We start from the raw sequence: 21581 nt of genomic DNA on the forward strand, positions 1-21581 counted from the left end.
AGCCGTCTTCAGGAACCGTCAGGAGCTCAGTGGAAGGGTGACGACGAAACGCGCGCCGCCCCAGCGCGACTCGTCGACGACGACGGTTCCGCGTTCCGCCGCCGCGATTCCCCGGGCGATCGCGAGGCCGAGGCCGCTGCCGCCCGCGTCGCGACTGCGCGCCTCGTCGAGCCGGACGAAGCGCTCGAAGATGTGCTCGCGCTCCTCGATCGGCACGCCGTCGCCGTCGTCCTCGATCGTGACGAACACGTGCTGGTCGGAGGGCGTCACGCCGATGGCGATGCGTCCGCGCGCGTGGCGTGCGGCGTTGTCGGCCAGGTTGCGCACGAGCTGACCCAGCAGGCGCGGATCGCCCGAGACGCGGGCGGCGCGGATGCCGGAGCCGTCGACCTCATGGCCCGCCGCGCGGAGCCGGCGCACCTCGCCGAGCGCCACATCGTCGAGATCCACCGGTTCGTCGTGCGGGGTGACGCCCTCGTCCAGGCGCGCGAGAAGCAGCAGCGACTCCACGATGCCCTGCAACCGGACGCCCTCCTCGGAGACGACCTCCGCCAGCTCGCCGATGCTCGTCACCGCCGGATGCGCCTGCGCCAGTTCGGCATGCTGGCGGATCGTGGCGAGAGGGGAGCGCAGCTCGTGCGAGGCGTCGGACACGAAGCGTCGCTGCGCCGTCGCCGCGGCGTCCAGTCGGTCGAGCATGCCGTTCATGGTCGTCGCGAGCGCGGCGACCTCGTCGGCGGAGCCGGGTACCGCGACGCGCTGGTGGAGCCGCTCGGCGGTGATGCCGTCGACCTCCTGGCGGATGCGCGTGACGGGACGGAGCGCGCGACCGGTCACGAACCACGTCGTACCGGCCACGAGTAGAAGGACCAGGGGGACCGCGACGGCCAGCAGCGTCGCGACGGTCGCCAGCGTCTCCGCGTCGTCCTCGACGGACACCGCGAGCACGATCGTCTGGTCATCGTCGATATCGTCCGACACGATGAGCATCGGCTCGCCGTCGATCGTCATCGTCACCGCGTCGTCGGCGACAGGGAGCGGTGTCGATCCGAGCGTCTCGCGGGCGTCCTCGCTGGCTGCGCGCACGGCGCCGTCCGCGCCGAGGAGCTGCACGAATTCGTCTTCGAGCGCGTCGATGCCGCGACCGTCGGGCCCGCCCTCGCGATCGCCGAGCTGCTCGAGGCGCTGCTGCGCGGCCTGCGCGGTGCTGCCGCTGACGCTGCTGCTCAGCACGGCGTAGAACGAGACAGCGCCGATGGCGAGGGCCACGGCGACGATGAGAGTCGCGCCGAGCGTCGTGCGGCCCCGCACGGAGCGCCACCAGCGACTAGCCACCGTCGGCCGCCAACCGGTAGCCGGCACCGCGGATCGTCTCGATCGCCTCGCGACCGAACGGCTTGTCGAGCTTGCGACGCAGGTGCCCGACGTACACCTCGACGATGTTCGGATCGCCGTCGAAGTCGTCGTCCCAGACGCCGTCGATCAGCACCCGCTTGGACACGACCTCTCCACGGTGGCGCATCAGATACTCCAGCACCGAGAACTCGCGCGCGGTGAGCGTCACCGGCATCTCGCCGCGCCAGACGCGGTGGGCGGCGGGGTCGAGTCGCAGATCGCCCGCCTCCAGGATCGCCGGACGCGCGACAGCGCCGCGACGCACGAGGGCCCGGATCCGGGCGACGAGGATCGCGAACGAGAACGGCTTCGTGACGTAGTCGTCGGCGCCCGTCTCGAGTGCCTCGACCTGATCCCACTCGCCGTCCTTCGCGGTCAGCATGAGCACCGGCGTCCAGTTCTCCTCGGCGCGCAGCGCCTCGCAGACCTTCCAGCCGCTCATCCCCGGCATCATCAGGTCGAGCACGATCGCGTCGTACCGCGTCTCGCGCGCCCGCCAGAGCCCGTCGACTCCGTTGTGCGCGACGTCGACGGCGAAACCCTCGGCCTCGAGGCCGCGGCGCACGCCGTCGGCCAGGCGCACCTCGTCATCGACCACCAGGATCCGCATTCCTCCAGTGTGGCGGTCCGACGCTGAATCGCGGCTGAAGCGAGGGGTGGGAAGTGTGCAGGAGCGGAACCCCGAAGCCCGCCCCTGCACGCGCAGGAGTCTTGTGACTCTCCTGCCCCGACCCGACGGGGCAGGAGATCTCCCGCAGATGCTCCTCGACCGAAGACCCCGGCCGAGGAGCAGTTCGATGCCGCTGTGCGGCGACGACGGCGGTCAGATGCCGTTCTTCGCCTGCAGCAGGTCGCGGATCTGGACGAGGAGCTCCTGCTCGCTCGGGCCGGCCTCGTCGCCGGCGTCGACGGGCTGCGTGCGCTCCTTCAGCTTGTTCATCGGGAGCACGAAGGCGAAGTACACGACCGCGGCGACGGCGAGGAAGTTGATCACCGCGCCGATGATGAGGCCGAACGAGAACGTCGACTCTCCGCCGACGAGGTTCGGCACCGTCACCAGCAGCGCCTCATCCAGGCTGCCGGCCTGGAAGAACAACCCGATCAGCGGGTTGATGAGCGCGTCGACCAGCACATTCACGATGCTGGTGAAAGCGGCACCGATGACGACCGCGACGGCAAGGTCGATGACATTGCCTCTGAGGATGAATTCCTTGAATCCGTTGATCACTGTTCGTACCGCTTTCTCTCCGATATCGGGCTGATGCTCGGGGCCCGGGCGCCAGGGAGCAGGCGATCTCATCGCTCGGTTCCCCGTTCGCGCTGCCCTCACCCCAGTGAGCAGCGACGGTCGGCCAGGCAGACGAGCCGCCGACAGCGATGAAGCTAGCAATGCGTCGTTCACAGCAGCGGGCGGATCGTAAACACCCCCGTTCTGGGTCACCGCGTGCGCTGATTCCTGTTCACGGAGTCCTGCCCTCTGTGAACAACGGCCGCCTACGCTCGGGGATCGCTTCGCTGATCCGGCGTCTTCGAGAGGAAGGTGAGCGTCGTGCCTCGTCGTGCTGCTGACGAAACACGAGCACTCCTCGTCCGCATCGGAATGAAGATGCTGGTCACGAGGGGAGTGTCCGCCGGGGTTCAGCACATCCGTCTGCAGGAAGTGCTGCGCCACGCAGGATTGACGACGGGTGCCGCGTACCGGCTGTGGGCGGATCAGACCGAGTACCAGAAGGACGTCGCCGTCGCGGTCGTGCGGCACCGTGCGGAGCATCCCACCGACCAGGCCCGCTCCCGCCTGCAGTCGTTGATCGATGAGAAGGCGCCGCTCGACGAGGTGCTCCGACAGGGAGCGCTCGGGCACTTCGGACTCGAGACCTTCGCGTCGCGGTTGTTCCTGGTGACGCTCGCGCTGCGCACCACGGCCGATTCGTGGCCCGAGCTGACGGAGGCCAGTCGCGAAAGGCACCGGGACTCCATCGAGAAGTTCGCCGACTACTACGCCTATCTGATGAGCGAGTACGGGTATCGGATGCGAGAGCCCTACACGGTCCGCCAGTTCTCCGAGGCGATGGCCGCGCTGGGAGACGGCTTCGCCGTGCGGACGCTCGAGGGACTGCCCCACCTCATGACCGAGGTCGACGGTGAGACCTGGCCGCTGTTCGGAATCGCGGCGCGCGGCCTGGTGCACGAGTTCATGGAGAAGGCCTGAGGCGACTCTGGATCTCGCGGATGACGGCGCCGAGCACGCCGGACGCGAGGAGGCCCGGGCCGAGCGGTCCGGCGTGATCCTCGCCCAGGAGCGGCAGGAGCCGGAGCGCCGCGGCGGCCTCGGGGGAGAGGTGAGCCAGCTGCCACCGCACCTCGGTGTCGCGGGCGTCGGGATCGTCCGGGTGCGCGAGTTCCACAGCCTTGGCCGCGTAGGCCGCGGCTCCGAGCGCGTGGGCGCCCATATGCGCGACGCCGGCTGCTTGGGCGGCAGCCCGCGCTGAGGCCGCCCCTGCCGGCGTGCGCGCAGCGGCCGCAGCTCGACCGGCGACGAAGCGGCGGCGGATCTCACCCGCCGCGTCGAGCTCGCCGCGGGCGAAGGCTCGCGCACGGGCGATGGCATCCCTGGCGCGGTCGTCCTCCGGCGCCTCCGCCTCGAAGAGCGGCAGCACCCGCTCCGCGCAGTCGGCCGCCCAGAACGCGACGATCCGTCGCTCGGCGTCGCTCAGCGATTGGGGAGACACAGTCCCGGCCATGTCGCCCTCACCTCTTCCGACGCGCGGCACGCGACCGCGCCGCCTCGTGAGCCTCGCGGAGCAGAGCGAGCACGGCATCCGTCGTCTTCTCCGCCGGGTCGATCACGCAGACCCAGCCGGCGTCGCCGTAGAGCGGATGCCGGTGGAAGACGTCGGCTTCCGCGGGCTCGGCCTCCGTCGAGACGAGCCCTGATGCGCGTTCCCTCCCGACGTGGATGTTCACGCGGAAGCGCCCAGGGGCGTCGAGGTCGGACGACGTGTCGTCGGGGTAGTCCTTCGTGATGATCGTCCCGTAGGGCTGGGTGCGTTCCGGCATCCGTCCGTCGGGCGCGTGGTAGAAGTAGGCGTCGCCCCACGAGAGCTCGGGGAATGCACTGCCGGCTTCGGGTGCGACGACCAGGACGCCGTCGAAACCGCGGACGTTCTCGATGATCTGCTGCATCTTCATGCTTCAATGATGAGGTTGACGTGCTTATGTGGACTTCCGCGCCGGAAGACAGGGGGAGATCATGCCCAACCCTCAAGCTTCATCCCTCACGACCGCGCAGATCGGGAGCCGGATCGGCTATTCGACGCAGCAGGTCCGCGATCTCGAGCGCCTCGGCGTCATCCCGGCAGCGGACCGCGGCGCCAACGGGTACCGCCGCTATCAGGAGCGGCACCTCGTGGCGCTCCGGGCGTACCGCGCGCTCGCTTCCGCGATCGGCCCGGTGCCGGCGCGGCAGCTGATGCCCGTGCTGATCGAGGGCACGGTGGAGCGCGCGGCGGAGCGGATCGACGACCTCCATGCGTCGCTGGCCGGTGAACGGTCCCGTGTCCGCGAGGCGCTCCGCGGTCTGGACGTCGCCGTCGCCGAATCCGCCGAGGTCTTCGGCGACGAGGATGCGATGACGATCGGCGAGCTCGCCCAAGCGCTCGACGTGCGCAGCTCGGCCCTGCGCCATTGGGAGCGGGAGGGCCTCGTCCACCCGCTCCGCACCGCGTCATCCGACACGCGCTCCTATGGGGCGAGAGCCATCACCGAGGCGAGGGTCGTCGCGGCGCTCCGCGCGGGCGGCTACGGCATCCCGCCGATCGCCCGCATCCTCGAGCAGCTGCGCGGGCACGCGCTGACCGCCGACGCGCAGCGCATCCTCACGGACCGGCTCGCTGACCTGACCCGCCGGAGCGTCGCGCTCCTCGGGGCCGCCGGTGCGCTGCACGACCTTCTGCGCGATGCCCTACCGGGGGACGAACCCTGAGCTCAGGGCGCCACGGGATAGTGGCTGGTGATCGCGATGCGGTTCCAGCTGTTGATCACGACGGTCAGCCAGGTCACGGCGGCGATCTGCTTCTCGGTGAGGATGCCGTCGACGTCGATCCCGCGATCGTGGAGTCGACCGTGGTCTCCGATGAGCGTCACGCGCTCGGCGATCTGCAGGGCGGCCTGCTCCTCCGGGGTGAAGTACTGCGACTCCCACCAGCCCGCCAGAACCGCGAGCCGGTCGGCGGTCTCGCCCTGTTTGACCGCGTCGGCGGCGTGCATCCTCAGGCAGAACGCGCATCCGTTGAGCTGCGAGGCGCGGACCTTGACGAGTTCGACGAGCAGCGGCGACAGCCCGGCATCCGCTCCTGCCTCTGCGGCCTTCGCGGCGAACTCCAGCATCGCCTGGTACGGAGCCGAGTAGATCTTGCCGTGTTCACATGGGACACGTGGTCTCTCCTTCTGTTCGGGCGCGTCTGCGCCCCAAGAGATCCGACGACGCAGCGTACGGAGATGTGAGGTGTCGGCGGCGGATCGTGTGATCAGGTCGACGGCTCAGTGCCCCAGTTCCCCGAAGAATGCCCGCCGCGCGGGGTTCACGTCCACGTCCACCCGCGACGGATGCACGCGATTCGTGAGTAGCACGCCGAACGCCCCCGAGACGCGGTGGACCGCGAACGCCGTACCGGTGAAGCCGGTGTGCCCCACGGCATCCGTCGCTCCCATCCAGGCGTCGTCGCGCACCCGCAGGCCGACGGCTTGGCCGTATCCGGTCTCCGCCGTCGCGACGGGCGTCGTCATCAGCCGGACGCTGTCGGCGGACAGCACGCGCCCGCCGGGCCCGAAGCCCTCGTCGCATATCAGGCGCGCGAGCGCCGCCACGTCGTGCACGGTCCCGAAGAGACCCGCGTGGCCGGCGGGGCGTCCGAGGGCGTGAGCCAGCTCGTCGTGCACCTCGCCCCGCACCAGCCCGCGGTGCGGCTGCATCTCGGTCGCCACTGCGAGCGCGACCGGTGGATTCAGGGTGAGGGAATCGGCGCCCATGAGCACTGCCGCTTCAGCGACGAGTTCGGCGAGCGGACGAGCAGAGACCCGCTCCAGCAGTTCCCCCACCGAGATGAAGCCGACATCCGAGTAGAGGTGGACGGCGCCTGGTTCCGCGCGTAGCCCGCTGGCGATGACCGTCGCCCGGAGCTGGTCACCCGTGAGCCCTGTCCGCCAGCCTCCGCCTTCGGCCGGTAGCCCCGACGTGTGGGTGAGGAGGTGACGCAGTGTGATGCGGTCGGACCCCTCGCCCCGTCCCACGGCGAGCACGCCCGACACCGGCGCGTCGAGTCCCAGCATCCCGGCTTCGACCTGCCGCAGCGCGGCCACTGTCGTGAAGATCTTCGTGAGCGAGGCGAGGTCGAACAGGTGCTCCGGGCGCAGCGGCGTCGGATCGTCGTCGGCTGCCGTGCCGAGCAGCGTCAGCTCGTCGCCCTCCGATCCGGGATTGCTGCGCAGCGAGGCCCAGGCCGAACCCGGCGCGCCGTTCACCACGCTCGGCTCACTTGCTCATGCCAGAGGTGAGTCCGTTGATGATCTGCTTCGTCGCGAGCAGGAACAGCACGACCAGCGGGATCGTCGCGATCGTGAGTCCCGCGAACAGCTGCGGCCAATCCGTCGAGTACTCGCCGAAGAACCGGGTGAGCCCGACCGGCAGCGTGTACGAGTCGCGGTCGCGCAGCAGGATCAGCGGGTAGAAGAAGTCGTTCCACACCGGCACGAACCGGAACACGATCACGGTCGCGAGGGCCGGCCGCACCAGCGGGAGCAGGATCTGCAGGAAAGTCCGGAAGGGACCCGCCCCGTCGATGCGCGCCGCCTCCTCGAGCTCGATCGGCAGTGCGCGGAAGAACACCGTCAGGACGAACGTCGTGAAGGGGATGCCGAGGGCGCCGTAAACGAGGATCAGGCTGAACACGTTGCTCGTCATCTTGAGCGAGTCGAGCAGGTAGAACAGCGGCAGGATCGCGAGGTGCACCGGCAGCATGAGCCCAGACAGGAAGACCGCCTCGATGCCGCGGAAGAACTTCGCCCTGGCCCGCGCGAACGCGTAGGCCGCGAGCACCGACACGACGGTCGTGACGATGACCGAGCCCACGGTGACGGTGATCGAGTTGAGGAAGTACGTGTCGAACGACGCCGTGATCCACGCGCTCTGGAAGCTCGTGAACGTCGGGGGAGTGGGCAGCCCCAGCGGCTCGGTCGCGATCTGCTGCTGGGTGCGCAGCGAGTTGTTGACCATCAGCAGCAGCGGGCCGATGGCGACGAGCGCGTAGCCCCACAGGAAGATGTTCGCGAACAGGCGGCCGATGAACGGGGTGTCCGAGGTGCGCGTCGTGCTGCGGCGCGGCGCCGACGGACGTCGACCCGACACGATCGCCTCGGTGGTCGCCTCGGCGCGTGATTCGGTGGCGGTGCTCATCAGAACAGCTTCCGTTCGGCTCGGCGCATCGTGGAGGTGATGACCACCGAGATCACCATGATGAAGATGAAGAGGACGGTGGCGAGGGCGGAGGAGACTCCGATGGAGTTCGGGTTCCCGGACTCGAACGCCGTGCGGTAGAAGAGCAGCATCATCACGTCGGTCGACCCGGCGGGCGCGCCGTTGGAGCCGGCGAGCGCGAACGGGATCGCCATCGCCTCCATGCTCCCGATGAACGTGAGCACTGTGATGATGCCGATCGTCGGGGTGAGCATCGGCAGCGTGATGTAGCGGAATCGCTTGCCCGCTGTCGCGCCGTCGAGGGCGGCCGCTTCTTCGATCTCCTCCGGGATGCCGCCGAGGGCTGCGCCGTACAGCAGGATCGGGAATCCGATCCACTGCCAGGCGCTCACCAGCACGATGACCCAGATCGCGAGCTGGGGGTCGCCGAGCCAGGGGAGCGCGAGGCTCTCGAGCCCGACGCCGCGGAGGATCGCGTTGACCGGTCCGAACAGGGGCGACAGCATGAGCGACCACAGGTAGCCGATCACCATCGGGCTCACGAGGTAGGGCAGCGCGAAGATCGTCTGGAAGAAGCGCTTGGTGCGCTTGCGACGGTGCAGCAGGGTCGCGATACCCAGGCCCAGAGAGTTCTGGAACACCAGCGCACCGACGAACAGCAGCAGGTTGTGCCCGAACGCGTTCCAGAGCTCGGACGCGTACGGCTCCTTGGTGAGGAGCGTGATGTAGTTGCCGACGCCGGCGAATCCGCCCTGCTTGGTCCCCTGCCAGTCGAAGAACGAATAGCTGAGCGCCGCGAGCATCGGATAGAGGATCAGCACCGCGAACAGCGCCGCGGCGGGGAGCACGAACATCAGCGCGGTCGGTGTCGTGAGCGCGATTCCGGTGCGCGTGCGTCGCGTCTTCTCCCGGCGGACGGGAAGGGTCAGAGCCATGAGGTGTCCTTCGCTGCGTGGTGGGAGCGCCGAGTCCGGCGCCCCCACCACGGACGGATCAGGATGCGGGCGTGAACCAGGTCGCGACCCCGGACTGCAGGTCGCTGCCCAGCTGTTCCGGCGTCTTGTCGCCGAGGAACATCGCCTGGATGTCCGGGCCGAGAACCGCGGTCCCGGTCGGGTCGCCGTAGCGGAAGTCGACGAGCAGCAGGTACGGCGCCGGGTTGGCGGTGTAGTGCTCGTTCATCTCCTGCATGAGCGGGTCGGAGTACTTCACGCCGGGCAGGGCGGAGAACTGGTCGACTTCGTCGGCGACGAGCTGGCCGAACTCCTTCGTGGTCATCCAGTTCAGCAGCTCGGCGGCCGCATCCTGCTGGTCGCTCGAGGCGTTGATGCCGAAGCTGCCGTCGGCATATCCGGGCGTCACGGCGTGGTCAAGCGCGCTGCCGGGAGCCGGCGGCACCTCGTACACGCCCCACTCGGTGTCGGGAGCGGAGTCCTGGAACGTCGGCAGGTCGAACGAGCCGCCGGGCCACTGCGCGGCCTGGCCCGAGGTGAACTGCAGCACCGCGTCGGCCACGGCGATCGCGTTGACATTCTTGTCGAGGTACTTCTGCATATCTTTCACGATCTCGAGCGACGAGACGTAGGCCGGGTCGGTGAAGTCGGCTTCGCCGCTCAGCACCTTCTCCTCGAAGTCGGCGCCGCCGTAGTTCGCCGATCCCACGATGTCGTGGAACATCGGCAGCACCCAGTCCTCGCGGGCGCCGAGCGCCATCGGGGTGACACCCTCTGCGAGGAGCTCTTCCTGCAGGTCGATGAACTCGTCCCAGTCCTTCGGCTCCTTGAGACCCATCTCTTCGAACATGGTCTTGTTGTAGAACATCTGCATGGTCTGATACGCGAAGGGGACGCCGTAGGTGGCGCCGTCATCCTTGCCCTGAGCGGCCCGCAGCACGGTCGGGTCGAACTGGTCGAGCCCATCGACGATGTCGTCGATCGGCACCAGCTGCTCGGATTGGATCGCGGGCTGGACGCCACCGTAGGCGCGGAGCATCGCGATGTCCGGTCCGTCGCTGCCCTCGAGCCCGGTGGCGAGGATCTGGTTGTACTCGGTGGGCTGGAAGCCCTCGAACTCGACCGTCACGCCCGGGTGCGATTCCTCGTACTTGTCGAAGACGGCCTCCCATTTCGCGGACGAGGCGGCCTGCCAGGACCAGACCTTGAGGGTGACGTCTTCGCCGTCGCCTCCGGCCTCGCCACTGGATGCCGCGGGGGCGCAGCCCGCCACGGCGAGCCCCGTGACGAGGAGACCTGCGGTGAGGGCAAGTCGGGTGGTGCGCTGTCGCATGGGGTTCCTCTCGGTAATGAGAGCCGTCGGACGGACCGGGCATCTCTGCTGTGAAAGCCTCTCGGCCTACTTTGGGCAATTAGTTACAAGATTTCAAGCCCCTTCTGAAAATTACTTCCACTCCGAGGTCGGGTCTGGCACTCTGGTCTCGTGTCCACCAGTGCGATGACCGCCATCCATCAGCGACTCTCTGCGCTCACTCCGACCGAGCGCCGGATCGCCAAGCACGTCCTCGCCGATCCGCAGAGCGTGGTCGACAACTCGATCACCCAGCTCGCGGTCGCGTGCGACACCTCCGTCGCGAGCATCGCGCGCTTCACACAGAGCCTCGGCTTCTCGGGCTACCCCGAGCTCCGGCGCGCGCTGGCCACCGAGCTGGATCGCACGGCATCCGATCGTGAGCGGTTCCAGGTGTCGGAGAGCGACGTCAGCCGGCACGACGACGCGATCACCACGGTGCGCAAGATCGCCTTCGCCGAGGCTTCCGCCATCGAGCGCACCGCCCGGCAGATCGACATCGACGAGCTCGAACGCTGCGTCACCGCGGTGCGCGGCGCCCGTCGCATCGACATCTACGGCGCGGCATCCAGCGGTCTGGCGGCGCAGGATCTCGAGCAGAAGCTGCATCGCGCGGGACTCGTCGCCCAGGCGCGCACCGACCTGCATCTCGCGCTCACGGGCGCCGCCCTGCTCGACGAACGCGATGTCGCGATCGCGATCTCGCACTCCGGTCGCACGCTCGAGATCGTGCAGTCGGCCGAGGTCGCCCAGCGCGCCGGGGCGAAGACCATCGCGATCACGAACAACCCGCGCTCGCCGCTCGCGCGGTGTGCTCGCTCGTGCTCGTGACGGCCGTCGCCGAGTCGACCTTCCGCTCCGGCGCCATGGCGAGCCGCATCGCCCAGCTGGCGGTGCTCGACTTCCTGTTCACCCGCATCGCGCAGGCCGATTACGACACCATCGCCGACAACCTCCAGCGCACCTACAACGCCGTCACCGACCACAGAATCGACTGATCCCCATGCTTCTCGGCATCGACCGTCTGATCCGCCGCGACATCCGACCCGATCTGCTCGCCCGTCTCACCGGCGGGCGGATCGGCATGCTCACGAACGACCTGGCGCTGACTTCCGACCTCGTACGGGGGCGGCAGTCGCTCGCCGGCACCGGATGGCGGTTCACGCGCCTGTTCGGACCCGAGCACGGACTGAGCGGACGGGCCCGCGAGGGCGAGCTGGTCGGCGATCTCACCGACCCGGTGACGGGTGTCGAGGTGCGCAGTCTCTACGGCGAGGACGTGCGTCCGGCGGCCGAAGACCTCGCCGACCTCGACGTCGTGCTGATCGATCTGCCCGACGTCGGAGCCCGCTTCTACACGTACATCTGGACGATGAGCCACGTGCTGGAGGCGTGTGCGGATGCCGGCGTCGCGGTCGTCGTGCTCGACCGCCCCAACCCCATCGGCGGGCGGATCGACCAGGCCGAAGGCCCGATGCTCGACGAAGGGGCGCAGTCGCTCGTCGGACGCTGGACCATGCCGATCCGCCACGGACTGACGATCGGCGAGCTGGCGCGGCACTGGGTGCGCACGCGCGGGATCGACGTCGATCTCGACGTGATCGAGGTCGACGGCTGGTCGAGGGAGGCGCCGATCGGGGGCGGGGAACGCACCTGGATGCCGCCATCGCCGAACCTCCCGAGCCCGACGACCACGCTGCTGTACCCGGGTACGTGCCTGGCCGAGGGCGTGAACGTGTCGGAGGGCCGCAGTACCGCCGTGCCCTTCCGGGTGATCGCCGCGCCGTTCCTCGACGGGGAGCTCTACGCCGCGGCCATCACGGCTGCGCGGCTGCCCGGCATCGCCGCAGTGCCCTACGGCTTCACACCCCTGGTGCGCGACCATGCCGGCGAGGCCTGCGAGGGCGTGATCCTGCACGTCACGGATGCCGACGCGCTCCGACCTGTGCACACCGGAGCGCGGTTGCTGTCGCTGATCGAGGAGATCCACCCCGGCGCGCTGGAGGAGCGTTCGCTCATGCCGATGCCCGGGGAGTCGGACTGGACGCCGCTCGAGAAGCTCTTCGGGGTGAAAGGGGCGTTCGCGCAGCTCGTCGCGGGGGAGTGGAACGACCCGGAGCGCTTCGCGGTTCCCAGATGGGCGGATGCCGTGGCCGAGGACGTGCTCTACGCGTGAGGCGCTGGGGTCGCGGGACTCCGTAGGCTGTACCCATGACCAAGAACATCTGGACCATCCTCGGCGTGATCCTGGCCGTCGTGATCGCCTGGTGGATCGTGAGCGCGCTGTTCTCCGTGCTGTGGTTCATCGCCAAGCTGGCGATCGTCGCGGTGGTCGCCGTCCTGGTCTTCGTCGTGATCCGGAGCGTCTTCAGCCGCGCCGACGACTGAGGCGGTCGAGCCTAGACGCTCGCCTTCGCCCCGATGCGGTACTTCGCCGCGCGATGCGTGTCCTGCACGCGGTCGCCCTTGCCCTGCAGCTTGTGCCGGAGCGTGCCCGGCGTGTACTCCTCGGGGTAGGCGCCGCGGGCGCGCAGCACCGGGATGACGTGCTCGATGATGTCCTGCCAGGTGCCCGGAGTGACCGCATAGGCGAGGTTGAAGCCGTCGATGTCGGTCTCATCGACCCAGGACTGCAGCTCGTCGGCGATCTCCTCGCCCGAGCCGACCACCGTGGGGCCGAGGCCGCCGATCGCGTTGTGCCGACCGAAGTCGCCCACGGTCCACTCGCGGCCGAGATCCGCCTCTTCCTTCAGGTGCTGCAGCACCGACTGGATGGCGTTCGACTCGACGTCGCCGACCGGCTCGTCCTCTTCGTACTGCGACAGGTCGACGCCCATCCAGCCCGACATGAAGGTCAGGGCGCCCTCCGGGCTCGCGTAGGTGAGGTACTCGGCGTGCTTGGCGGTCGCCTCCTCGCTCGTCGCCGCCGTGATGACGGTGAGCAGCGTGTAGATGCGCGCGTCGTACCGGTCGCGACCGGCGGCCTCGAGGGCGTCGCGGATGCGCTTGACGGTTCCGGCGAGCACCTCCTTCGAGGGGGCGGCGACGAAGATCGCCTCTGCGTTCTCGGCCGCGAAGCGGACGCCGCGGGGCTCGCGCCGGCCTGGTAGATGACCGGGGTGCGCTGCGGCGACGGCTCGGAGATATGGATGCCGGGAACGCTGAAGTGCTTGCCCTCATGCCTGATCGGATGCACCTTCGTGTGGTCCGTGAAGATGCCGCGCTCGCGGTCCTCGATGACGGCGTCGTCCTCCCAGGATCCCTCCCAGAGCTTGTAGAGCACCTCGACGTACTCGTCGGCGTGGTCGTAGCGGTCGTCGTGGGCGAGCTGGTCCTCCTGGCCCATGTTGCGCGCGGCACTGGGCAGGTAACCGGTCACGACGTTCCAGCCGATGCGGCCCTGCGTGAGGTGGTCGAGCGTGCTCAGACGACGGGCGAACGGGTAGGGGTGCTCGAACGCGGTGCCGGCTGTGATGCCGAAGCCGAGGTGCTCGGTGACCGCGGCCATCGCGCTCACCAGCAGGATCGGGTCGTTGACGGGAACCTGCGCGCCGTTGCGGATCGCGGCCTCGTTCGTGCCGCCGTAGACGTCGTAGGTGCCGAGCACGTCGGCGATGAAGATGCCGTCGAACGTCGCGCTCTCGAGCAGCTTCGCGAGATCCGTCCAGTAGCTGATGGTGTTGTACTGCCGCGAACGATCGTCCGGATGCCGCCACAGACCGGACGACTGGTGGGCGACGCAGTTCATGTCGAAGGCGTTGAAGCGGATCTGACGAGTCATGGAGACCATGAAACGGGACAGGTCGCCGTGTGGCCAGGGTGCCCGACATCCGCAGAAACATTCGGCGCGGGTACAGATGTCGGGTGATGGGCCACTTGTCGGGCGTATTCGCCGAATCGGTCCGACATCTGGCGTGGCGTCCGACAGCTGTACCCGAGGGACGGCGTGCGCGACCGGGTCAGGCCGACTCGTCCGCGCGTCGTGGACTGGGGTCGGGCGGGATGATCTCGATCGGATGCGCGGCCCTCACCTGCGCTCGCCACCAGATCACGAACCCGACGGCGGTGAAGGCGCCGTAGAAGACGTACATGAGGCCGGTCGCGTAATAGCCCGAGCTGAACAGCAGCGGCACGCCCACGACGTCGACCGCGATCCAGATGAGCCAGAACTCCGTCCAGCCTTTGGCCATGCCGTACGTCGCCAGCAGCGAGCCGACGAAGGTCCAGGCGTCGGCCCACACCGGCTCCCACGACCCGAGCGCGCGGAACAGCGGGGTCAGCGCCACCGTGCCGATGACCATTCCGAGCACCAGCCCGATGCGCGCACTCGTCGGCGCCCACCGCGGGCTCACCCGCCCGCCCTCGGCGTTCCGCCAGCGCAGCCACCCGTAGATCGCGACGGCGATGAACATGACCTGTCGGCCCGCCTGGCCGAGCAGATGCGGAAGCGAGTGGTCCGGGCTGAGGATCGAACCGAGGAACACCGTGAGCAGCAGCACGTTGCCGATGATCCCGACCGGCCAGGCCCAGATCTTCCGCCGCATGCCGCCGATCGCGCTCGCGAGGCCGAAGGCGTTGCCCACGACCTCCCGGATGAGCAGCGTCTGCCCACCGGGCAGCACCCATTGCGAGTTGAAGGCCTCGGCGAGCCAGCGCAGCAGGTCCATCGGCGTCAGGATGCCGCGTCGGGCGCGGGCCTGTAGTCCAGCATGAGCTGGAGCATGCTGAGGTCGAGCCAGCGCCCGAACTTGGCCCCGACCTGCGGCATCCGTCCGACCTCGGCGAAGCCGAGCCTCTCGTGGAGCACGATCGAGGCGACGTTCCCGCTCTCGATCCCGCCGATCATGACGTGGAGGCCGGCGGCGCGCGCCCGCTCGATGAGCTCGGCCATCAGCGTCTTGCCGATGCCGCGACCGCGCTGATCGCCGCGGACATAGACCGAATGCTCGACGGTGTGCTTGTAGCCGCTGTGCGGTCGCCACTGCGCATAGGACGCGTATCCGACCAGGCCGCTGTCGTCGACGGCGACGATGACCGGATATCCGCGAGCCGTCCGGTCGGCGAGCCAGGCGGCGCGATCGGCGACGTCGACCGCGTCCTCGTTCCAGATCGCGGTGGTGTGCACGACGGCGTGGTTGTGGATCTCTGTGATCGCGGGGAGGTCCGAGTCATCGGCATCCCTGATCTGCACGGCTGTCATCGGGGTCTCTCATCTTCTTCTGCGCTTCGGGTGCGCATCGCCGACGCTAGCAGGATGCCGGGGGGTCAGACGTCGCGCGAGCGCGGCGCCTTCGCATGCAGCGCATCCCGCACGAGGATCGCGCGGCGCATGTCGACCATGATCGGATCGAAGAACCGTTCGCGGTAGCGGGCCTCGCTCACGGCGGAGAACACGAACGGCAGCGAGGCGATCAGCGAGAGCAGCATCGCGGCCTTCAACAGGTTCACCGTGAGCGGCAGCTCCACCCCCGCCACGACGAGCGGCTCGGTGATCAGCGGCTGGGATTCGCTGCGCGGCCCGAGCCAGATCTCCACCACGCCGATCGGGATCGCGATGCTCCCGATGATGATCAGGAGTGCGGCGAGCAGCAGGGCGAAGAACAGCGCCTGCAGCAGCTGGGCGATGGTCATCGCGATCAGGATGTTGAAGCGCTGCGGTGCACGGAGCCGCTGGTGCTCCGCCGGTGCGGGCAGGTGCTCGGCAGGGGTGTCGGCGAGCATCGCCCTCCGCTGCACCTCGGTCGGCGCCTGGGCGTCGTCGTCGATCTCCGAGGCGCTGACCCGGAGCACGACGATGCCCGCCAGGATCGCGACGACCAGCCCGACCAGGGCGATCGACCCCCAGTTCAGCGCGGACGCCATCTGCCACACCTCCGCCGAGAAGAACGCGAAGACGACGAGCATCAGGATCACGGGCAGCGCGATCGACGCCATGTGACCGATCGCCGAGGCGTTGTGCACGGCGAGGCGCGAAGCCCAGGAGATCAGTGCGCCACCGCCCATCCCGGTCACGAGCACGCACAGGAAGAGGACGAGCAGAGCCCAGAAGACCGGGCCGACCGTCGCCTGCGGATTGTTCTGGTAGCCGAAGACGACGAGCCCGGCGAGGCACGCGATGATGAGCGCGAGCGCGACGAGCGTCCCGATGCCGACCGAGAGTCGACGCAGGATGGCGCGGACCGCGACGTAGCCGCCCCAGGGTGCGACGACGGCGAGCGCGAGGACGCCGACCACCACGAGAGTCAGCCACGCCGCTTCACCGGCGGTCGAGTCCTCGGCGAGATCGACGGTCAGCTCGATCCCGTCCCCGACCAGGTAGACGAGGATCGCCACTCCCGCGATCAGCGGTGCGACGCGGCGGGGGAGGTCGGTGAACCAGCGCCGCAGCGGCACGAAGGTGGGAAGCCCCTGCTCGCGGAACCAGCGATCGGCATCGCGCTTCGCGTTCCGGCTGCTCGGGGATGCGGACATGCGACGAGACTACTCGCGCGTCAGACGTGCACGTCGGCGGGAGATTCCTCGCCCTCGTGGAAGCTCGGCTTCTTGCCCAACATCCGTCCGATGCCGAGCACGATGCCCACGATCAGCAGGCCGAGCGCGAGGCCGGCGATCGCCGAGATGATCGTGTCGACGATCCAGACGATGACGGCGCCCGCGGGCTCGAGCGCGTGTTCGACGGCGTGCAGGATGTCGACCGGGAAGTGCCAGCCGACCTCGCCGAGGTTCACCAGCACGAGGTGACCGCCGACCCACAGCATGGCGACGGTGCCGAGGATGCTGATGAAGCGGAAGACCGCGGGCATCGAGCGCACGATCCGGGTGCCGGTGTGGCGCACGCGCTGTACGGGGTTCTTCGCCATCTTCAGACCGATGTCGTCGATCTTCACCAGCAGCGCGACGGCGCCGTACACGACGCCGGTCATCAGCAGGGCGATCACGGCGAGGATCGCCAGCGTCGTCCAGATGTCGAGGCCCGCCTCCAGGTTCGCGAGCGAGATGAGCATGATCTCGGTGGAGAGGATGAGGTCGGTGCGCACGGCCCCGAGCACGAGCTTCTTCTCGTCGCGGTCGCCCTCGTCGGCGTGGCCGTGCTGCACGCCGAACCACTCCAGCACCTTCTCGGCACCCTCGAAGCACAGGTACGCGCCGCCGAGGATCAGCAGGTACGGCAGCACCCAGGGCGCGAAGGCGGTGAGCAGCAGAGCCGCCGGGATGATGATCAGGAACTTGTTGGCGAGCGAGCCGAGAGCGATCTTGCCGACGACAGGCAGTTCGCGGGCAGGAGTGATGCCCTGCACGTACTGCGGCGTGACCGCGGCGTCGTCGATCACGACGCCCGCCGCCTTCGCCGACGCCTTCATCGCGGCGCTCAGGATGTCGTCGACGACGGCGAGAAGTCCAACGGACATGTGTTCCCCCAGGGTCTGTGGTTCCGGGGGCCAACTCTATCGAGTCGCGCGAAACTCACAGCCCGCTCCCAGTCCCGCGGGACCAAAACGGGACCGGCATCCGTTCTCCTCTAGTGACGGCGCAGCCAGCGACGTCGGACAAGGAGTCAGATCATGTCGAACGACTACGGCAGGACCCCCGAGGCGGTCAGTGCCCTCACGAATCTCCAGTACGAGGCGACCCAGCAGGACGCGACGGAGCCGCCGTTCCGCAACGCCTACTGGAACACCCACGACGACGGGATCTACGTCGACGTCGTCTCGGGCGAACCGCTGTTCTCTTCGGCGGACAAGTTCGACAGCGGCACCGGCTGGCCGAGCTTCACCAAGCCCATCGACGCGGATGCCGTGACCACGCGCACCGATCGGAAGCTGTTCATGAAGCGCACCGAGGCGCGCTCGGCCGGCGCCGACAGCCACCTGGGCCACGTCTTCGACGATGGGCCGCGCGACGCGGGAGGATTGCGTTACTGCATGAACTCCGCCGCGCTGCGGTTCATCCCCGCTGACAGGCTCGACGAAGAGGGGTACGGTCGCTACAGCCGCCTCTTCGACACCACCACCGCACACACTTCTGAGGAGCAGTCATGACCGACACCGGAACCATCACCCGCACCCCCGGGACCGAGACCGCCGTCCTCGCGGGCGGCTGCTTCTGGGGTATGGAAGACCTGATCCGACGCCAGCCCGGCGTGCTCGACACGCGCGTCGGCTACACCGGCGGGTCGAACGACCACGCCACCTACCGCAACCACCCGGGTCACGCCGAGGCGGTCGAGATCGTGTTCGACCCGTCGAAGACGACGTACCGCGACATCCTCGCGTTCTTCTTCCAGATCCACGACCCGTCGACCAAGGATCGTCAGGGCAACGACATCGGCTCGAGCTACCGCTCGGCGATCTTCCCGCTCAGCCCCGAGCAGGAGACCGTCGCGCGCGACACGATCGCCGACGTCGACGCCTCCGGTCTCTGGCCCGCGAAGGCCGTCACCACGATCGAGCCCGAGGGCCCGTTCTGGCAGGCCGAGGAGGAGCACCAGGACTACCTGATCAAGTACCCGAACGGCTACACCTGCCACTTCCCGCGTGCGGGGTGGGTGCTGCCGAAGAGGGCCGACGCCGCGGTCTGACCCTCGGTGGTGCTTCGACAAGCTCAGCAACCCAGGTCTGGGGTCCCTGACAACCCAGGTCTGGGGTCCCTGACAACCCCTCTGTTGGGTCCCTGAGCTTGTCGAAGGGCCGGGCCCGTCAGCCCTCCGCGAGGAAGGCCAGCGCCGCTTCCTTGAAGTCGCGCGAGCCCGGAGCGTTGAAGTGGTTGCGGTTCGGGATCTCGAAGAACCGCCCGTCGTGGGCGGCGGATGCCAGGGCCCGGGACCCCTCGATGATCGCGTCCTTCGAGCCCGTGGCGAAGAGGATCGGCCGCGTCGGGGCATCCGCGGGATCCGGATCGATCGTGCCGGATGCGCGCATGCCCTCCGCCAGCGCGACGAGCGCCTGCAGGTCGTTGCCCGGCACCCGCTCGGTGAGGGCGATGTAGTTCTGCGTGGTCTGATCCGCGACCGGCGTGCCATCGGCGATGTAGGCCCGCACCTGGTCGAGATCCAGCCGGGCGAGGGGGATGCCGTCGGGCACGCCGCCGAGCACCGCGCGCTCGATGCGCTGCGGGAGATCGCGCACGACCTCCCACCCGACGCGCGCCCCCAGCGAGTACCCGACGTAGAACGCGTCGTCGACGAGGTACGCGTCCATCACGGACTCGACGTCGGTCGCGAGGGTGCGGATGCCGTAGTCCTCCGGCTGATGCGGCTTCGCGCTGTGCCCGTGCCCGCGCTGGTCGAGGGCGAGCACCCGGTAGCCGGCACGCGTCAGCTCGCGCACCCAGCCGGTGAGCACCCAGTTGTCGCGCGCGTTGGATGCGAAGCCGTGCACGGCCACGACGACCGGAGCATCCAGGTCGCCCCAGGTGTAGGTCGCGAGGCGCGTGCCGTCGGCCGCGTACACCTGCTGCGGTTCGGGCATGCTGGTCAGGTCGGAGAGAGGGACGGCCACGGCATCCATTCTGGCCCCACCGGCGTCGGGATGGTCTTCCGCCGTAACCCGGATGGCGTCAGCCATGACCTCATGAGAGCGTGAGTGCGGGAGATGTCGCACACGGCATCCGTGCTCTCGCCGAAGCCGTGCTGCGGCTCGGCGCCGAGTCCCGGACGAGTCTCGAGAGGATCCGTTGATGGCGACACCGGTGATCGCCCCGCGATCGGGGGAGCGCGCGCCCACTGTCACGCTCTGGATGATGATGGTGCTGACGTTCGTCACCGGACTCGTCGACGCGGTCGGGTTCCTCGGGCTCGATCGAGTGTTCGTGGGCAACATGACCGGGAACATCGTGATCCTCGGCATGGCCGTCGCCGGAGCGGACGATCTGCCGGTGCTCGGGCCCGCGATCGCGCTGGCGACCTTCACCATCGGGGCATACATCGGTGGGATGGTCCTTCGTCGGCGTCGCAAGGAGTGGAGCGGCGGGGTGTCGCTCTTGCTGCTCACCGGGGCACTGGTCCTCGCGCTGCTCGGGGTGGCGTATCTCCTCCCCGATTGGGCGGAGTCCGACGTGCTGGAGCTCATCGCCTCCTCGACCACGGCCGCCGCGATGGGCATGCAGGCGGCGGTGGCGCGCAGTCTCGCCGTCGCCGATGTGACGACCGTCGTCGTGACATCCACCCTCACCTCTCTCGCGAGCGAGTCCCTGGTCGCCGGCGGGGTGAAGGGCGTGTGGAACCGTCGTTTCGCCGCGATCGCGATCATCTTCGGCGGAGCGCTCGTCGGCGCGCTGCTCCTGCGCTTGGGCGTGGCCGTGCCGCTGATGCTCGCGGCGGTGCTCACCGTCGCGGTCGTCGTGTTCGGCCACCGCTCGCTCTACACGCGTGCAGTCTCCGTCTGACCGGTAGGGTCGGGGCGTGAAGCTGCTCCCGGTCTCCCGCGTCGATCTCGGTGGGGGAGCGCTGGCGTTCCCGCATCCTCCCACCGCGTGCCTGCGTGGCGACGGCTCGGCGCTCGCGGTGGTCGCGCAGCGGGAAGAAGACGGCTGGGGCACCGAGGTCGTGCTCGCCGACCCCTCCGGCGAACGGGCGAGAGTGCTGCTGCCCGAGGGGGAGTTCGGAGCGCAGCCGGTGATCGTCGATCGCGGCGACGACGGCATCGTCGTGCTGGTGGACGACCGCACCTGCGTGGTCTTCGACGCGCACCTGGGAGCGTCGAGTGCCCGGGAGATCGTCGACGGGTCGGATGCCGCGGACCGCGGACCGCGCCTGCCCGCCGGCGGGATCGCCCGGGCGACGGCGGACGGTGATTGGCTCGCCGTGCTCACCGACCCGATCGCGTTCCAGAACGCCCGCACGATCGCGCGCCTCCGCATAGAGGCGGATGCCGTGTCCTGGGTGCGCATGGACCTGCTCGACGGCTCCGACTACCCGATGGCGGGCGGTCGGACGAGCTCCGCGCCCGGCGGCGTGAAGGCACCGATCGTCGGCGATGTGATCGACGTCGACGGCATCCGCTTCGTCGCGGCGCAGGGCAGCGACACGATGAGCGTCAACAAGTACGGCTCCGACTTCTTCACGCTCGCGGAGCTCGACGGTGCCGGACGTGTGACCCGCCGCGTGTTCGAGGAGAGCGGGTGGAAGAAGCAGCCCGGCAAGCACGGCATCCGTGCGCGGTTCACGTCCGACCGGGCGTCCGTGATCCTGTCGCCGGTCTTCTCGTCCGGCGAGTGGAAGGGGCGGCAGCGGATGCTCTCGCTCGCCGACGGCGCACTCCACGAGGTCCCGCTGATCCGGGGAGCCGCCGGATTCGCGCTCGTGGACGTGCGCGGTGAGACGGCGGTGCTCGCCTCCTCGAGTGAACTGCTGTTCGCGACCGTGACGGGCTGATCCGGAGCATCCACGAGCCACACGCGACGAAGGAGATCT

Annotated in this window: 25 protein-coding genes and 1 pseudogene; 10 read left to right on the forward strand and 16 right to left on the reverse strand. The window is 69.0% G+C overall.

What is annotated here, in order from left to right; all coding sequences use genetic code 11:
- Positions 1 to 18 precede the first annotated feature (18 nt).
- The 3 genes from ABS642_RS15150 to mscL form a co-directional block, all read right to left on the reverse strand.
- The gene (locus ABS642_RS15150) at positions 19 to 1335 is read right to left on the reverse strand and encodes a HAMP domain-containing sensor histidine kinase (RefSeq protein WP_350350742.1); all 1317 of its coding nucleotides are present in this window, start codon (positions 1333 to 1335) and stop codon (positions 19 to 21) included.
- Positions 1328 to 2005 carry a response regulator transcription factor gene (locus tag ABS642_RS15155; RefSeq protein WP_350350743.1) on the reverse strand — a complete coding sequence of 226 codons (678 nt, stop codon included), beginning with the start codon at positions 2003 to 2005 and terminating at the stop codon, positions 1328 to 1330. The genes ABS642_RS15150 and ABS642_RS15155 overlap by 8 nt, the downstream gene beginning before the upstream one ends.
- Positions 2006 to 2218: 213 nt before the next feature.
- The gene (gene mscL / locus ABS642_RS15160) at positions 2219 to 2623 is read right to left on the reverse strand and encodes a large conductance mechanosensitive channel protein MscL (protein WP_350350744.1); all 405 of its coding nucleotides are present in this window, start codon (positions 2621 to 2623) and stop codon (positions 2219 to 2221) included.
- Positions 2624 to 2944: 321 nt separating this feature from the next.
- Here mscL and ABS642_RS15165 point away from each other — a divergent pair, with 321 nt between their 5' ends.
- Positions 2945 to 3604, forward strand: coding sequence for a hypothetical protein (locus ABS642_RS15165; RefSeq protein WP_350350745.1), 660 nt, complete (start codon positions 2945 to 2947; stop codon positions 3602 to 3604).
- Here ABS642_RS15165 and ABS642_RS15170 read toward each other — a convergent pair.
- Together ABS642_RS15170 and ABS642_RS15175 are read right to left on the reverse strand one after the other, a co-directional pair.
- Positions 3588 to 4136 (reverse strand): putative immunity protein, encoded by a 549-nt coding sequence (locus ABS642_RS15170; RefSeq protein ID WP_350350746.1) that lies wholly within the window; start codon positions 4134 to 4136, stop codon positions 3588 to 3590. The two genes, ABS642_RS15165 and ABS642_RS15170, sit on opposite strands and share 17 nt — an antisense overlap.
- A gap of 7 nt (positions 4137 to 4143) precedes the next feature.
- Positions 4144 to 4584, reverse strand: coding sequence for a DUF6194 family protein (locus tag ABS642_RS15175; RefSeq protein WP_350350747.1), 441 nt, complete (start codon positions 4582 to 4584; stop codon positions 4144 to 4146).
- Between the two features lie 61 nt (positions 4585 to 4645).
- On the opposite strand from ABS642_RS15175, the gene ABS642_RS15180 reads away from it, so the two are divergent.
- Positions 4646 to 5377, forward strand: a complete 732-nt coding sequence (locus ABS642_RS15180) for a MerR family transcriptional regulator (protein WP_350350748.1) — start codon at positions 4646 to 4648, stop codon at positions 5375 to 5377.
- Between the two features lie 2 nt (positions 5378 to 5379).
- On the opposite strand, the gene ABS642_RS15185 is transcribed toward ABS642_RS15180, so the two are convergent.
- The 5 genes from ABS642_RS15185 to ABS642_RS15205 all read right to left on the reverse strand — a co-directional run bounded on the left by ABS642_RS15185 (position 5380) and on the right by ABS642_RS15205 (position 10153).
- Positions 5380 to 5781, reverse strand: a complete 402-nt coding sequence (locus ABS642_RS15185; RefSeq protein ID WP_350350749.1) for a carboxymuconolactone decarboxylase family protein — start codon at positions 5779 to 5781, stop codon at positions 5380 to 5382.
- Positions 5782 to 5934: 153 nt separating this feature from the next.
- Positions 5935 to 6918: a serine hydrolase domain-containing protein gene (locus ABS642_RS15190; RefSeq protein WP_350350750.1), complete on the reverse strand. Its 984-nt coding sequence runs from the start codon at positions 6916 to 6918 to the stop codon at positions 5935 to 5937.
- Between the two features lie 7 nt (positions 6919 to 6925).
- A complete protein-coding gene (locus tag ABS642_RS15195) occupies positions 6926 to 7846 on the reverse strand; it encodes a carbohydrate ABC transporter permease (protein ID WP_350350751.1) in 921 nt (306 codons plus the stop codon).
- Positions 7846 to 8802 (reverse strand): sugar ABC transporter permease, encoded by a 957-nt coding sequence (locus tag ABS642_RS15200; RefSeq protein WP_350350752.1) that lies wholly within the window; start codon positions 8800 to 8802, stop codon positions 7846 to 7848. The genes ABS642_RS15195 and ABS642_RS15200 overlap by 1 nt, the downstream gene beginning before the upstream one ends.
- A 58-nt stretch (positions 8803 to 8860) precedes the next feature.
- A complete protein-coding gene (locus ABS642_RS15205; protein WP_350350753.1) occupies positions 8861 to 10153 on the reverse strand; it encodes an extracellular solute-binding protein in 1293 nt (430 codons plus the stop codon).
- 150 nt (positions 10154 to 10303) lie between these two features.
- Between ABS642_RS15205 and ABS642_RS15210 the strand changes: the two genes are divergently transcribed.
- The 4 genes from ABS642_RS15210 to ABS642_RS15225 are packed head-to-tail and all read left to right on the forward strand — an operon-like array spanning position 10304 to position 12559.
- Positions 10304 to 11002: a MurR/RpiR family transcriptional regulator gene (locus ABS642_RS15210; RefSeq protein WP_350350754.1), complete on the forward strand. Its 699-nt coding sequence runs from the start codon at positions 10304 to 10306 to the stop codon at positions 11000 to 11002.
- The gene (locus ABS642_RS15215) at positions 10993 to 11169 is read left to right on the forward strand and encodes a hypothetical protein (protein WP_350350755.1); all 177 of its coding nucleotides are present in this window, start codon (positions 10993 to 10995) and stop codon (positions 11167 to 11169) included. Before ABS642_RS15210 ends, ABS642_RS15215 begins: the two co-directional genes overlap by 10 nt.
- Positions 11170 to 11174: 5 nt before the next feature.
- Positions 11175 to 12347 carry a DUF1343 domain-containing protein gene (locus tag ABS642_RS15220; RefSeq protein WP_350350756.1) on the forward strand — a complete coding sequence of 391 codons (1173 nt, stop codon included), beginning with the start codon at positions 11175 to 11177 and terminating at the stop codon, positions 12345 to 12347.
- A gap of 35 nt (positions 12348 to 12382) precedes the next feature.
- Positions 12383 to 12559, forward strand: a complete 177-nt coding sequence (locus tag ABS642_RS15225) for a hypothetical protein (protein ID WP_282215418.1) — start codon at positions 12383 to 12385, stop codon at positions 12557 to 12559.
- Positions 12560 to 12570: 11 nt separating this feature from the next.
- Here the strand turns inward: ABS642_RS15225 and ABS642_RS15230 are convergent.
- The 5 genes and pseudogenes from ABS642_RS15230 to ABS642_RS15250 all read right to left on the reverse strand — a co-directional run bounded on the left by ABS642_RS15230 (position 12571) and on the right by ABS642_RS15250 (position 17580).
- Positions 12571 to 13952, reverse strand: a pseudogene (locus tag ABS642_RS15230) (LLM class flavin-dependent oxidoreductase).
- 178 nt (positions 13953 to 14130) lie between these two features.
- Positions 14131 to 14838 (reverse strand): nicotinamide riboside transporter PnuC, encoded by a 708-nt coding sequence (pnuC, locus tag ABS642_RS15235; RefSeq protein ID WP_350350757.1) that lies wholly within the window; start codon positions 14836 to 14838, stop codon positions 14131 to 14133.
- A 5-nt stretch (positions 14839 to 14843) separates the two neighbouring features.
- The gene (locus ABS642_RS15240) at positions 14844 to 15371 is read right to left on the reverse strand and encodes an N-acetyltransferase family protein (RefSeq protein WP_350350758.1); all 528 of its coding nucleotides are present in this window, start codon (positions 15369 to 15371) and stop codon (positions 14844 to 14846) included.
- 65 nt (positions 15372 to 15436) lie between these two features.
- Complete coding sequence (locus tag ABS642_RS15245) at positions 15437 to 16642, reverse strand: hypothetical protein (RefSeq protein WP_350350759.1); 1206 nt, start codon at positions 16640 to 16642, stop codon at positions 15437 to 15439.
- A 20-nt stretch (positions 16643 to 16662) separates the two neighbouring features.
- Complete coding sequence (locus ABS642_RS15250) at positions 16663 to 17580, reverse strand: DUF808 domain-containing protein (RefSeq protein WP_350350760.1); 918 nt, start codon at positions 17578 to 17580, stop codon at positions 16663 to 16665.
- 153 nt (positions 17581 to 17733) lie between these two features.
- On the opposite strand from ABS642_RS15250, the gene msrB reads away from it, so the two are divergent.
- The gene (msrB, locus tag ABS642_RS15255; RefSeq protein WP_350350761.1) at positions 17734 to 18210 is read left to right on the forward strand and encodes a peptide-methionine (R)-S-oxide reductase MsrB; all 477 of its coding nucleotides are present in this window, start codon (positions 17734 to 17736) and stop codon (positions 18208 to 18210) included.
- Entirely contained in the window at positions 18207 to 18749 is a 543-nt protein-coding gene (msrA, locus tag ABS642_RS15260) for a peptide-methionine (S)-S-oxide reductase MsrA (RefSeq protein ID WP_282215426.1), read from the forward strand. The genes msrB and msrA overlap by 4 nt, the downstream gene beginning before the upstream one ends.
- 118 nt (positions 18750 to 18867) lie before the next feature.
- On the opposite strand, the gene ABS642_RS15265 is transcribed toward msrA, so the two are convergent.
- Positions 18868 to 19668: an alpha/beta fold hydrolase gene (locus tag ABS642_RS15265; RefSeq protein WP_282215427.1), complete on the reverse strand. Its 801-nt coding sequence runs from the start codon at positions 19666 to 19668 to the stop codon at positions 18868 to 18870.
- Between the two features lie 178 nt (positions 19669 to 19846).
- On the opposite strand from ABS642_RS15265, the gene ABS642_RS15270 reads away from it, so the two are divergent.
- Together ABS642_RS15270 and ABS642_RS15275 are read left to right on the forward strand one after the other, a co-directional pair.
- The gene (locus ABS642_RS15270; protein WP_350350762.1) at positions 19847 to 20554 is read left to right on the forward strand and encodes a YoaK family protein; all 708 of its coding nucleotides are present in this window, start codon (positions 19847 to 19849) and stop codon (positions 20552 to 20554) included.
- A gap of 16 nt (positions 20555 to 20570) precedes the next feature.
- A complete protein-coding gene (locus tag ABS642_RS15275; RefSeq protein ID WP_350350763.1) occupies positions 20571 to 21542 on the forward strand; it encodes a hypothetical protein in 972 nt (323 codons plus the stop codon).
- The last annotated feature ends 39 nt before the right edge of the window (positions 21543 to 21581 follow it).

This window comes from Microbacterium sp. A8/3-1, from assembly GCF_040267695.1.
GTDB classification, from domain to species: Bacteria; Actinomycetota; Actinomycetes; order Actinomycetales; family Microbacteriaceae; genus Microbacterium; species Microbacterium luteolum.